The organism is Cupriavidus sp. SIMBA_020, assembly GCF_046535395.1.
Classification (GTDB): domain Bacteria; phylum Pseudomonadota; class Gammaproteobacteria; order Burkholderiales; family Burkholderiaceae; genus Cupriavidus; species Cupriavidus campinensis.
In genome coordinates this window covers 144,062-155,834 of the sequence record NZ_JAWRWU010000001.1, presented here as the reverse complement: position 1 = coordinate 155,834, position 11,773 = coordinate 144,062, and the positions used below count along the sequence as shown (strand labels likewise).

The 11,773-nt window shown below is 67.4% G+C and carries 12 protein-coding genes; 11 read left to right on the top strand and 1 reads right to left on the bottom strand.

Features of this window, described 5'->3' with window-relative positions; all coding sequences use genetic code 11:
- The first annotated feature begins 17 nt into the window (after positions 1 to 17).
- The 10 genes from pncA to SB751_RS00690 all read left to right on the top strand — a co-directional run bounded on the left by pncA (position 18) and on the right by SB751_RS00690 (position 9,997).
- Complete coding sequence (pncA, locus tag SB751_RS00735; RefSeq protein ID WP_211943439.1) at positions 18 to 668, top strand: bifunctional nicotinamidase/pyrazinamidase; 651 nt, start codon at positions 18 to 20, stop codon at positions 666 to 668.
- A 48-nt stretch (positions 669 to 716) separates the two neighbouring features.
- Complete coding sequence (locus SB751_RS00730; RefSeq protein ID WP_144195541.1) at positions 717 to 1,895, top strand: acetyl-CoA C-acyltransferase; 1,179 nt, start codon at positions 717 to 719, stop codon at positions 1,893 to 1,895.
- Between the two features lie 88 nt (positions 1,896 to 1,983).
- Positions 1,984 to 3,855 carry an acyl-CoA dehydrogenase gene (locus tag SB751_RS00725; protein WP_410747715.1) on the top strand — a complete coding sequence of 624 codons (1,872 nt, stop codon included), beginning with the start codon at positions 1,984 to 1,986 and terminating at the stop codon, positions 3,853 to 3,855.
- Positions 3,856 to 3,897: 42 nt separating this feature from the next.
- Positions 3,898 to 4,680, top strand: a complete 783-nt coding sequence (locus SB751_RS00720) for an SDR family oxidoreductase (protein ID WP_092293158.1) — start codon at positions 3,898 to 3,900, stop codon at positions 4,678 to 4,680.
- Between the two features lie 25 nt (positions 4,681 to 4,705).
- Entirely contained in the window at positions 4,706 to 5,146 is a 441-nt protein-coding gene (locus tag SB751_RS00715; protein WP_144195537.1) for a PaaI family thioesterase, read from the top strand.
- A gap of 71 nt (positions 5,147 to 5,217) precedes the next feature.
- The gene (locus SB751_RS00710; protein ID WP_144195535.1) at positions 5,218 to 6,231 is read left to right on the top strand and encodes an NADP-dependent oxidoreductase; all 1,014 of its coding nucleotides are present in this window, start codon (positions 5,218 to 5,220) and stop codon (positions 6,229 to 6,231) included.
- A 42-nt stretch (positions 6,232 to 6,273) separates the two neighbouring features.
- Positions 6,274 to 7,116, top strand: a complete 843-nt coding sequence (locus SB751_RS00705; RefSeq protein ID WP_144195533.1) for a class II aldolase/adducin family protein — start codon at positions 6,274 to 6,276, stop codon at positions 7,114 to 7,116.
- Between the two features lie 41 nt (positions 7,117 to 7,157).
- Positions 7,158 to 8,093, top strand: a complete 936-nt coding sequence (locus SB751_RS00700) for a glutathione S-transferase family protein (protein ID WP_144195531.1) — start codon at positions 7,158 to 7,160, stop codon at positions 8,091 to 8,093.
- A gap of 38 nt (positions 8,094 to 8,131) precedes the next feature.
- Positions 8,132 to 9,034 (top strand): SDR family oxidoreductase, encoded by a 903-nt coding sequence (locus SB751_RS00695; protein ID WP_144195529.1) that lies wholly within the window; start codon positions 8,132 to 8,134, stop codon positions 9,032 to 9,034.
- Between the two features lie 30 nt (positions 9,035 to 9,064).
- Positions 9,065 to 9,997: an alpha/beta fold hydrolase gene (locus SB751_RS00690; protein WP_144195527.1), complete on the top strand. Its 933-nt coding sequence runs from the start codon at positions 9,065 to 9,067 to the stop codon at positions 9,995 to 9,997.
- 27 nt (positions 9,998 to 10,024) lie between these two features.
- Here SB751_RS00690 and SB751_RS00685 read toward each other — a convergent pair whose 3' ends face one another.
- Positions 10,025 to 10,546: an O-acetyl-ADP-ribose deacetylase gene (locus tag SB751_RS00685; protein ID WP_144195525.1), complete on the bottom strand. Its 522-nt coding sequence runs from the start codon at positions 10,544 to 10,546 to the stop codon at positions 10,025 to 10,027.
- Between the two features lie 196 nt (positions 10,547 to 10,742).
- Here SB751_RS00685 and SB751_RS00680 point away from each other — a divergent pair, with 196 nt between their 5' ends.
- Positions 10,743 to 11,759 (top strand): alpha/beta hydrolase fold domain-containing protein, encoded by a 1,017-nt coding sequence (locus SB751_RS00680; protein ID WP_410747714.1) that lies wholly within the window; start codon positions 10,743 to 10,745, stop codon positions 11,757 to 11,759.
- Positions 11,760 to 11,773 lie beyond the last annotated feature (14 nt).

Genomic DNA, 11,773 nt, shown 5'->3' with positions numbered 1-11,773 from the left:
AGGAAGCGGACCCGACCATGACCTACGGCGCGCAGGACTGCCTGCTGGTGATCGACGTGCAGAACGACTTCATGCCCGATGGCGCGCTGGCCGTGCCGCGTGGCGATGAAGTGGTGCCCGTCATCAACCGGCTGGCGCAGGCGTTCGGCCATGTGGTGATGACGCAGGACTGGCATCCCGCCGGCCATGCGTCGTTCGCCACCAGCCACGCCGGCCGCGCGCCGTTCCAGACCACCACGCTGGCCTATGGCGAGCAGGTGCTCTGGCCGGACCACTGCGTGCAGGAGACCCCGGGCGCCGCGCTGCATGCGGACCTGTGCATCCCGCACGCCCGGCTGGTGCTGCGCAAGGGCCACCATGCGAACGTGGACAGCTATTCCGCGTTCCTGGAGGCCGACCGCACCACCCGCACCGGGCTGGCCGGCTACCTGCGCGAGCATGGCGTCACCCGCGTCTTCTGCGCCGGGCTGGCCACGGACTACTGCGTGGCCTGGAGCGCGCTCGATGCGCGCGCCGCCGGTTTCGAGGTTGTGGTGATCGAGGACGCCTGCCGCGCCATCGACCTGAACGGCTCGCTGGAACAGGCCTGGGCGGACATGACCGCCGCCGGCGTGGTCCGGGCGACGGCCGCGCAGGTGCTGGAAGGCCATCCCGCCGCCCCACGCTGAACACACTGAATAACTCGCAAGAGACACCAAGATACCGAGGAGCAAGACATGAACGAGGCAGTCATCGTATCCACGGCCCGCACCGGGCTGGCCAAGAGCTGGAAGGGCGCATTCAACATGACCCACGGCGCGACCCTGGGCGGTCACGCGGTCCAGCACGCCATCGCGCGCGCCAAGATCGAGGCGGGTGAAGTGGAAGACGTGCTGATGGGCTGTGCCAACCCGGAAGGCGCCACCGGCGCCAACATCGCGCGCCAGATCGCCCTGCGTGCCGGCTGCCCGGTGACCGTGCCCGGTGCCACCGTGAACCGCTTCTGCTCGTCCGGCCTGCAAACCATCGCCATGGCCGCACAGCGCGTCATTGCCGATGAAGGCGACATCTTCGTGGCCGGCGGCGTGGAGTCCATCTCGTGCGTGCAGCAGGAGATGAACCGCCACATGATTCAGGAAAGCTGGCTCAACAAGAACAAGCCGGAAATCTACTGGAGCATGCTCCAGACCGCCGAGAACGTGGCCAAGCGCTACAACATCTCGAAGGAGCGCCAGGACGAATACGGCGTGCGCAGCCAGCAACGCGCCGCCGCCGCGCTGGAAGCCGGCAAGTTCAAGGACGAAATCGTGCCGATGACGGTCCTGGCGGGCGTGGCAGACAAGGCCACCGGCCAGCTGATGACCAGGGAAGTGACCATCGACGCCGACGAGGGCATCCGCGCCGACACCACGCTGGAAGGCGTGGCGAAGATCCGCACCGCCATGCCCGGCGGCGTGGTCACGGCTGGCAATGCGTCGCAGTTCTCCGACGGCGCCTCGGCAGTGGTGGTGATGAACGCGAGCGTGGCAGCCGCCCGCGGCCTGCAGCCGCTGGGCGTGTTCCGCGGCTTTGCAGTGGCCGGCTGCGAGCCTGACGAAATGGGCATTGGCCCGGTGTTCGCGGTGCCCAAGCTGCTGAAGAAGGCTGGCCTGAAGGTGGACGACATCGGCCTGTGGGAACTGAACGAGGCCTTCGCGGTGCAGGTGCTGTATTGCGCCGACACCCTCGGCATTCCGATGGATCGCCTGAACGTGAACGGCGGCGCCATCGCCGTGGGCCACCCGTACGGCGTCTCCGGCGCCCGCCTGGTCGGCCATGCGCTGATCGAAGGCAAGCGCCGTGGCGTGAAGTACGTGGTTGTGACGATGTGCATCGGCGGCGGCCAGGGCGCTGCCGGGCTGTTCGAAGTTCTGTAAGGCGCGCTGGGCGCTGCCTCACCCCTCTCCCGCTCGGGAGAGGGGCGTCCCCCTTTCCAAGAATTTTCAGCCCGGAGCCTCGCATTCCATGTCGCTGATTCTTTCCCGCCGTGACCTCAATTTTGTGCTCTATGAGTGGCTCAAGGCGGAGGACCTCACCCAGATTCCCCGTTACGCCGACCACTCCCGCGAGACCTTCGACGCCGCGCTGGACACCTGCGAGAAGATCGCCACGGACCTGTTCGCGCCGCACAACAAGAAGAGCGATGCCAACGAGCCGCACTTCGACGGCGAGACGGTCAGCATCATTCCCGAGGTCAGCACCGCGCTGCGCGCCTTCTGCGACGCCGGCCTGATGGCCGCCGGGCAGGATTACGAATACGGCGGCATGCAGCTGCCGGTCACGCTCGAGAAGGCCGCGTTCGCCTACTTCAAGGCGGCCAACGTCGGCACCAGCTCGTACCCGTTCCTGACCATCGGTAACGCCAACCTGCTACTCACGCACGGTACGCCGGCGCAGATCGACACCTTTGTCCGCCCCGAACTCGAAGGCCGCTTCTTCGGCACGATGTGCCTGTCGGAGCCGCAGGCGGGCTCGTCGCTGTCGGACATCACCACACGGGCCGACTATGAAGGCGAATCGCCGCTCGGCCAGCAATACCGGCTGCGCGGCAACAAGATGTGGATCTCGGCCGGCGAGCACGAGCTGTCGGAGAACATCGTCCACCTCGTGCTGGCCAAGATCCCCGGCCCGGACGGCAAGCTGATTCCCGGCGTGAAGGGCATCTCGCTGTTCATCGTGCCGAAGTACCTCGTCAATGCCGATGGCTCGCTCGGCGAGCACAACGACGTGGTGCTGGCCGGCCTGAACCACAAGATGGGCTATCGCGGCACCACCAACTGCCTGCTGAACTTCGGCGAAGGCATGAAATATCGCCCGGACGGCAAGGCTGGCGCCATTGGCTACCTCGTGGGCGAGCCCCACAAGGGCCTGGCGTGCATGTTCCACATGATGAACGAGGCTCGCATCGGCGTGGGTCTGGGCGCGGTGACGCTGGGCTACACCGGCTACCTCCATGCGCTGGACTACGCGCGCAACCGTCCGCAGGGCCGGCCGGTTGGCCCGGGCGGCAAGGACCCGGCGAGCCCGCAGGTGAAGCTGGTGGAGCATGCCGACATCCGCCGCATGCTGCTGGCGCAGAAAAGCTATGTCGAAGGCGGGCTGGCGCTGAACCTGTACTGCGCGCGGCTGGTGGACGAGGAACACGCGGCCAAGGCCGCCGGCGAGGCCGAGCGGCACCGCGAACTGTCGCTGCTGCTCGACATCCTGACCCCGATCGCCAAGAGCTGGCCGTCGCAATGGTGTCTGGAGGCGAATAACCTCGCCATCCAGGTGCATGGCGGCTACGGCTATACGCGCGAGTACAACGTCGAACAGTTCTATCGCGATAACCGCCTGAACCCGATCCACGAAGGCACCCACGGCATTCAGGGCCTGGACCTGCTGGGCCGCAAGGTGGTGATGCAGGACGGCGCGGCGCTCCGGCTGGTGGGCGAGCGCCTGCGCGCCTCGTGCGAGCGTGCTGTGGCTATCGGCGACAAGACGCTGGCGGCGCAGGCCGCCGCGCTTGGCAAGGCGTCGCAGCGGCTGGCGGAAGTCACCGCCACGCTGTGGTCGGCGGGGGACCCCAACGTCACGCTCGCCAATGCCTCGGTCTATCTGGAGGCGTTCGGCCACGTGGTGGTGGCGTGGATCTGGCTGGAGCAGGCGCTGGTAGCACAAGCCGCGCTGCCGCAGGCACAGGGCGAGGGAGAAGGCGAGGACGCCGATTTCTATCGCGGCAAGCTGGCGGCGGCGGCGTTCTTCTTCCGCTTCGAGCTGCCGAAGGTGTACCCGCAACTCGACCTGCTGGCCACGCTGGACCGCACGACGCTGGACATGCAGGACGCCTGGTTCTGACCGCCACGGCCCCCGCATCCACACGATAACAAGGAGACAAGCATGCATACCATCCAGCAACTGTTCGACCTCAAGGGCCAGACCGCGCTGATTACCGGCGGCTCGCGCGGGCTCGGGCTGCAGATTGCCGAGGCGCTGGGCGAGCAGGGCGCGCGCATCGTGCTGTCCGCCCGCAAGGCCGACGAACTGCAGGCTGCGCAGGCGCATCTTCAGTCGCGCGGCATCGAGGCCGACTGGATTGCCGCCGATGGCGCGCGTGATGACGAAATCGCCCGGCTGGCCGACGAGTCGCTGGCCCGGCTCGGCCACATCGACATCCTGGTCAACAACGCCGGCGCCACCTGGGGCGCCCCGGCCGAAGACCACCCCGTGGAAGCGTGGGACAAGGTGATGAACCTGAACATCCGCGGCCTGTTCCTGCTGACGCAGCGCGTGGGCAAGCTGTCGATGATCCCGCGCCGCCATGGCCGCGTGATCAACGTGGCGTCCATCGCCGGGCTGGCCGGCAACCCGCCGGGCAGCATGGAGACGATTGCCTACAACACCTCCAAGGGCGCCGTGGTCAACTTCACGCGCACGCTGGCGGCCGAGTGGGGCGAGCACAACATCACCGTCAACGCGCTGGCGCCGGGCTTCTTCCCGTCGAAGATGACCAAGGGCTCGCTGGAGCGGCTGGGCGTGGAGGCGATGTGCGCCGGCGTGCCGCTGCACCGCCTGGGCGACGACGAAGACCTCAAGGGCGCCGCGCTGCTGTTCGCCACGGCGGCGGGCAAGCACATCACCGGCCAGATCCTGGCCGTTGACGGTGGCGTGAGCGCGGTTTGAGCGCAGTCCGAGTACGATCCGAACCATGACGCAAGACAACGGCTTTAAGCTCCAGATCCCGTTCCTGGCCGACCTCGGCGTGCGCTGCAACTTCATGGAGGGCGGCCGCAGCGAGATCGAACTCGACCTGCGCGAGCGCCACCAGAACAGCTGGGATATGGCCCACGGCGGCGTGCTGATGACGCTGCTGGACGTGGCCATGGCCGTCGCCGGCCGGTCGATGGACACCGATGGCCGGGGCGTGGTCACCATCGAGATGAAAACCAGCTTCATGGCGCCGGGGCGTGGCAAGCTGCGCGCGCGCGGGCTGGCCGTGCATCGCACCTCGACCATGGTGTTCTGCGAGGGCGAGATCGTCGATGAAGCCGGGGCGATCGTCTCCAGGGCATCCGGCACCTTCAAGTACATCAAGCGCATGCCGCCCCAGCGCAAGCCCGGCTCGCCTGACTCCGGCGCGGATGGCTGACGGCTGACCGTTGCGCCGCGTCTTCTCGTATTTTTCCTAACGTATCTCCTGATCGAGCGAAGGAACCCATCATGTCGAAGCAAACCTATCAGCGCATCGTCCTGGCCTCGCGCCCCACGGCAGCCGTCACGCCCGACAACTTCCGCCTGGAGCAGGCGCCCGTGCCGGAACTGGCCGATGGCCAGGTGCTCGTGCGCAACCATTACCTGTCGCTGGACCCGTATATGCGCGGCCGCATGAGCGAGGGCAAGTCGTACGCCAATCCGCAGCCGCTGGGCGAGGTGATGATTGGCGGCACCGTGGGCGAGGTGGTGGCGAGCAAGAATCCGAAGTGGAACGTGGGCGACAAGGTTGTCGGCATGTTCGGCTGGCAGGAATACGGCGTGAGCGACGGCGGCGGCATCCAGAAGGTCGATACCACGCATATCCCGCTGTCGGCCTACCTTGGCTCGGTGGGCATGCCCGGCGTGACGGCCTGGTACGGCCTGAACAAGATCATCGCGCCGAAGGCGGGCGAGACCATCGTGGTCAGCGCCGCGTCCGGCGCGGTGGGCAGCGTGGTGGGCCAACTGGCGAAGCTCGCCGGCTGCCGCGTGATCGGCGTGGCCGGCGGACGCGACAAGTGCGACTACGTGGTCAAGGAACTCGGTTTTGACGCCTGCGTGGACTACAAGGCCGCCAAGGACGCCAAGGAACTCTACGCGATGGTCAAGGACGTCACCCCGGACGGCATCGACGGTTACTTCGAGAACGTGGGCGGCGACATCCTCGACGTGGTGCTGGCCCGCCTGAACGCCTTCGCGCGCGTGGCGGTGTGCGGCCTGATCGCCGGCTACGACGGCCAGGACATGCCGATCCGCAATCCGCGGGCGATCCTTGTATCGCGTGCACGCATCGAGGGCTTTATCGTCTCCGAGCACATGGACGTCTGGCCGCAGGCGCTCAAGGAACTCGGCACCTACGTGGCGCAGGGCAAGATCAAGTTCCGCGAGAGCATTGCCGAGGGGCTGGCCAGCGCGCCGGAAGCCTTCATCGGCCTGCTGAAGGGCAAGAACTTCGGCAAGCAACTCGTGAAGCTGGTCTGACGCCAGCCGCCACACGTATACCTATATAGAGGGAGACACCCCATGAACGCCCCGCAATCCACACCCCGCCCCGACGACATGGCCGAGGGCCTGTCCGAGGAGGTCAAGGCCCGCTACCGCAACCTGCCGCGCCCGCCCAAGTTCGACACCCCGGCGCAGGAGCGGCTGCACCGCAAGCAGCGGCTGGCGGCGGCGTTCCGGCTGTTCTCGAAATTCGGGTTCGATGAAGGCGTGGCCGGTCATATCACCGCGCGCGACCCCGAGTTCGAGGACACCTTCTGGGTCAACCCGTTCGGCGTCCATTTCAGCCAGGTGACGGTGTCCAACCTGATCCGCTGCGATCACCACGGCAACGTGGTGGAGGGCGACTACCCGGTCAACGCGGCGGCGTTTGCCATCCACTCGCGCGTGCACCAGACCCGGCCGGACGCCGTGGCGGCGGCGCACTCGCACAGCACCCATGGCCGCGCGTGGTCCACGCTGGGCCGCAAGCTCGATCCGCTGACCCAGGATGTCTGCGCCTTCTACGACGACCACGCGCTGTACGACGACTTCGGCGGCGTGGTGGTGGAACTCGACGAAGGCCAGCGCATTGCCAACGCGCTGGGCGACAACAAGGCCGCCATCCTCCAGAACCACGGCCTGCTGACCGTCGGCAAGACCGTGGACGAGGCCGCGTGGTGGTTCATCACGATGGAGCGCTCGTGCCAGGTGCAACTGCTGGCGGAGGCCGCGGCGGCGCGCACCAACGCCCCGCTCAAGATGATTGGCGAGGCAGCGGCGCGGCAGGCATACTCCATCGTCGGCACTGCACAGGCGGGTTGGTTCCAGTTCCAGCCGCTGTACGCGCGCATCGTGCGCGAGCAGCCCGACCTGCTGGAATAAGCCCCCATCGATCCAACCCGACCTGACCGGACCCGCATCGCATGCCTGACATCATCCTGCATCAGTACGCCACCTCGCCGTTTTCCGAGAAGATCCGTCTCGTACTCGGCGCCAAGGGCTTGACCTGGAACGCGGTGGAGATCCCGCCCATCCTGCCCAAGCCCGACCTGCTGGCGCTGACCGGCGGCTACCGCCGCACCCCGGTGATGCAGATTGGCGCGGACATCTATTGCGATACGGCGCTGATCTGCGACGTGCTGGACCGGCTGGCCCCCCAGCCGCCGCTGTACCCGGCCATCCAGGCTGCCTCGGCGCGGCTGGCGGCGGCGTGGATGGACAGCGCGCTGTTCACGGCCTCGGTCACCTACACGATGCAGCCGGCCGGCGTGCAGGCGATGCTGGCGCACCTGACGCCGGGCCAGGTGCAGGCGTTCATCGCCGACCGCAAGGCCATGCGCGGCGATACCAACGCGCTGCGCATGCCGCTGCCCGAGGCCGCCGCCATGCTGCACGACACGCTGGGCCGCCTGCAGGAGCAGTTCGCGGCAGGGGTGCCGCATGTGGCGGGCCCGGAGTTGTCGATCGCCGATTTCTCGCTGTTCCACAACCTCTGGTTCATCCGCCGCGCCACGCCGCTGGCGGCGATCCTCGACGGCTACCCGCTGGTCAAGACCTGGTTCGCGCGGATGCAGGCGTATGGCCACGGCAAGCTGCGCGTGGTGCCCTCCGAGACCGCCATCGCCGATGCGCTGAACCACGACCCGCTGCCGCACGACACCACCATCCTGCCCGGCAGCGGCTTGTCGGCGGGCGACCCGGTCACGGTCACGCCCACCGATTACGCGAAGGACCCCGTCGCCGGCGTGCTGCTGACACTGACCGGCCACGTGGTCACCATCCGCCGGCAGGACCCGCGTGCCGGCGCCGTCAACGTCCATTTCCCGCGGCAGGGCTACCACGTGCAGTCCGCCGCCTGACACCCCTATATAAGAAGGCATCTGCCGGAGGAGACGATATGAAGCAGTTCGAGAGCAAGGTGGCGGTGATCACCGGCGGCGCGTCCGGTTTCGGCAAGGAGTTCGCCCGGATCGGCGCCTCGCTGGGCATGAAGCTGGTGCTGGCTGATGTGCAGGAAGATGCACTCGACGCAACCATCGCCGAATTCAAGGCGCAGGGCGTGCCGGTCATCGGCCTGCGCACCGATGTGTCGCGCGCCGAAGACGTGCAGGCGCTGGCGGACGCGGCGATGACCGCGTTCGGCGAAGTCCACCTGCTGTTCAACAACGCCGGCGTCGGCGCGGGCGGGCTGCTCTGGGAAAACACCCAGAAGGACTGGGACTGGGTGCTCGGCGTGAACCTCTACGGCGTGATCCACGGCGTGCGGATCTTCACCCCGCTGATGCTGGCCGCTGCCGCGAAGGACCCGGCCTACCAGGGCCATATCGTCAATACGGCGTCGATGGCGGGGCTGTTGAACCCGCCGGCGATGGGGGTCTACAACGTGTCCAAGCACGCGGTGGTGGCGCTGTCGGAGTCGCTCTACCAGGATCTGAGCCTGGTCACGGAGCAGGTGCATTGCTCGGTGCTGTGCCCGTACTTCGTGCCGACCGGCATCAGCCAGTCGCAGCGCAACCGCCCGGCCGGGCTGGCCAATGAGGCACCGCCCACGCGCTCGCAACTGGTGTCGCAGGCGTTGTCGGACAAGGCCGTCCATTCCGGCAAGGTGACGGCGGCGGACGTGGCGCAGCTGACTTTCGACGCCATCCGCGACGAAAGCTTCTATATTTACTCCCACCCGCAGGCGCTGGAGACGGTGCGGCAACGCATGGAGGACATCGTCGGCCAGCGCAATCCGGGCGATCCGTTCGGCGACAAGAAGGAAGTGCGCGCCGGCCTGATCGCCGCGCTGCGCGGCTGAACCGAGCCACCCTAACGTAAAGGAGTGGCGATGGAGACCGCGATGACCGCACCCGCTGTGATTCAGCACCTGCAGTTTGCCAACCTGCCCAACGGCACCCGCCTCCATTACGCGAGCGCCGGGGAGCAGGGCAGGCCGCTCATCCTGTTCGTGCATGGCTTCCCCGAGTTCTGGTACGCCTGGGAGCACCAGCTGGCGCAGTTCGGCCAGACCCATTTCGCCGTGGCGCCAGACCTGCGTGGATTCAACCTGTCCAGCAAGCCGGCCGAGCCGGACGCCTACAAGCCGAAGCATCTGGTCGAAGACCTCGTGCAGTTCGTGCGCGCGCTGGGCTACCAGCGCTGCGTGGTGGTGGCGCACGACTGGGGCGGGGCAATCTGCTGGAACCTCGCCATCCAGCATCCGGATCTGGTCGAGCGGTTGATCATCATCAACTCGCCCCATCCGTATGTGTTTGCCCGGGCGCTGTCGGCCGATGCGGCGCAGCAAAAGGCGTCGGGCTATATGAACTGGCTGCGCAAGCCGGGGTCCGAGCAGGCGCTGGCCGCCGACGAATTCGCGCTGCTGGAAAAGATGCTGACGGGCGACGCGGACCGGCTGCCCGCCTGGTTCAACGGCGAGACGCGCACGCGGTACCACGCGGCCTGGTCGCAGCCGGGCGATGCCGGGAGCCATCCGCTCACGGGGGGCGTGAACTACTACCGCGCCTCGCCGATGCACCCGCCCGGGCCGGGCGAGGCTGCGCCGGACATCTCGCGGCTCGATCCGTCGGCCTTCGTCGTGCGCGTGCCCACGCTGGTGATCTGGGGCGAGAACGACCGCGCGCTACCGAAGACGCTCGCGGACGGGCTGGAGGACTTCGTCCCCGACCTGCGCCTGGAGCGGATTCCGGAAGGCACGCACTGGATCATCCACGAGCAGCCCGAGCGGATCAATCTGCTGATCCGCAGCGCGCTGCCGTGATCGACGATGGAGAGGAGAGAAGGGTGACTAGGTGAGCCGCTCGCGGTACAGGCGGTAGTTCTCGTCATCGAAGCAGACGAAGGTCACCTGCTCCAGGCTCGGCGCCTTGGGCAGGGCGTCCCGCACGGCGCGGATGGCGATGTCCACGGCGCGGTCGCGCGGGAAGCCGTAGATGCCGGTGCTGATGTTCGGGAAGGCGAGGGTGCGCAAGCCCTGCTCGCCGGCCAGCCGCACGCTGTTGCGGTAGGCGCTGGCCAGCAGCGCGTCCTCGTCCTGGCTCCCGCCCTTCCAGACCGGCCCCACTGCATGGATGACATAGGGCGCCGGCAGCAGGCCGCCCGTGGTGATGACCGCTTCGCCGGTCGGGCAGCCGCCCTGTGCCTCGCGGATCGCCCGGCACGCGTTCATGATGGCCGGCCCGCCCGCGCCGTGGATGGCGCCGTCCACGCCCCCGCCGCCCAACAGGCCGTTGTTCGCGGCATTGACGATGGCATCGACCTCCATCCGCGTAATATCCCCGTGTACAACCTGCAAGTGCTCGCCTGTCATGGTGTCTCCCGATGGAATACGCTCTCAGCATAGCCGCTGATGTGGTCGATGATCGCGCAAAAGCGTCGCCAAAACACATCGCCACAGTGATTTCGTCATGCTGCAACTGCAAAACGCTGGCATGATACGGAAAACGAACGATCGTTCACTATTCGAACCTCGACAATATTCAGAGACAGCTTCCTCGGGTCAGTCCATGTCCGCCAAGCCTTTGCCGACCGATTCCGCGTCCGGCGTCCCTCCTGGCAAGTCCTCCCAGCCGCTCGACCCGCAGGTTGCGCAGCTGCTGGACCTGATCGCGCGCGCCAAGCGCCCGCCGATCCACGCGCTGGAGGTGGCGGACGCCAAGATTGCGTACGAGAAAAGCGCGCCGATCCTCGATATTTCGCCGCCGCCCGTCCATGACGTGGAGAACTTCGCCATTCCGGCGCGCGACGGCCACCTCATCCCGGTGCGGCTCTATGCACCGCGCGAGGCAAGCTGGGCCGATCCGCTGCCGTTGCTGGTGTATTTCCACGGCGGCGGGTTTACAGTGGGGAGTGTCAATTCGCACGATGCGCTGTGCCGCACGTTCTGCCTTGGCGCGGAATGCCTGGTGTTGTCGGTGGACTACCGGCTCGGGCCGAACTGGCAATTCCCGACGGCCGCCCACGATGCCTTCGACGCGCTGCACTGGGTCTTCGCCGAAGCCGAGCGGCTGGGCGCCGACCCGGCCCGGATCGCGCTCGGCGGCGACAGCGCTGGCGGCACGCTGGCCGCGGCCAGCGCCGTGGCCGCCCGCAACGCCGGCCTGGCGCCGGTGCTGCAACTGCTGATCTATCCGGGCACGAGCGCGCGGCAGGACACGCCCTCGCACCGCGCGCTGGCCGACGGCTACCTGCTGACCGCCGACATGATCCAGTGGTTCTTTTCGCACTACCTGGGCCAGGACGCCGACCGCGACGACTGGCGTTTCGCGCCGCTGGACGGCGGCGGTACCGGGGCCGATGTGCGCGGGGTGTGCCCGGCCTGGATCGCCGTAGCCGGCTACGACCCCCTGCATGACGAGGGCGTGGCCTACGCAGCCAAGCTCCAGGCGGCGGGTGTGCCGGCCACGCTGGTCGACTATCCGTCGATGATTCACGATTTTTTCAAGCTCGGCCGCTTCGTGCCGGCTGTATTACAGGCGCACGCCGACGCCAACAGCGCGCTCCGTCAAGCATTCAAGACCTGAAGTCGCAATATTGC

Bases quoted from the DNA above. Each gene is read 5' to 3' on its own strand.
- SB751_RS00710 (WP_144195535.1), top strand. From the start codon at position 5,218: ATGTCGAAGCAAACCTATCAGCGCATCGTCCTGGCCTCGCGCCCCACG.
- SB751_RS00685 (WP_144195525.1), bottom strand. From the start codon at position 10,546: ATGACAGGCGAGCACTTGCAGGTTGTACACGGGGATATTACGCGGATG.
- SB751_RS00730 (WP_144195541.1), top strand. From the start codon at position 717: ATGAACGAGGCAGTCATCGTATCCACGGCCCGCACCGGGCTGGCCAAG.
- SB751_RS00720 (WP_092293158.1), top strand. From the start codon at position 3,898: ATGCATACCATCCAGCAACTGTTCGACCTCAAGGGCCAGACCGCGCTG.
- SB751_RS00705 (WP_144195533.1), top strand. From the start codon at position 6,274: ATGAACGCCCCGCAATCCACACCCCGCCCCGACGACATGGCCGAGGGC.
- SB751_RS00695 (WP_144195529.1), top strand. From the start codon at position 8,132: ATGAAGCAGTTCGAGAGCAAGGTGGCGGTGATCACCGGCGGCGCGTCC.
- pncA (WP_211943439.1), top strand. From the start codon at position 18: ATGACCTACGGCGCGCAGGACTGCCTGCTGGTGATCGACGTGCAGAAC.
- SB751_RS00690 (WP_144195527.1), top strand. From the start codon at position 9,065: ATGGAGACCGCGATGACCGCACCCGCTGTGATTCAGCACCTGCAGTTT.
- SB751_RS00680 (WP_410747714.1), top strand. From the start codon at position 10,743: ATGTCCGCCAAGCCTTTGCCGACCGATTCCGCGTCCGGCGTCCCTCCT.
- SB751_RS00725 (WP_410747715.1), top strand. From the start codon at position 1,984: ATGTCGCTGATTCTTTCCCGCCGTGACCTCAATTTTGTGCTCTATGAG.
- SB751_RS00700 (WP_144195531.1), top strand. From the start codon at position 7,158: ATGCCTGACATCATCCTGCATCAGTACGCCACCTCGCCGTTTTCCGAG.
- SB751_RS00715 (WP_144195537.1), top strand. From the start codon at position 4,706: ATGACGCAAGACAACGGCTTTAAGCTCCAGATCCCGTTCCTGGCCGAC.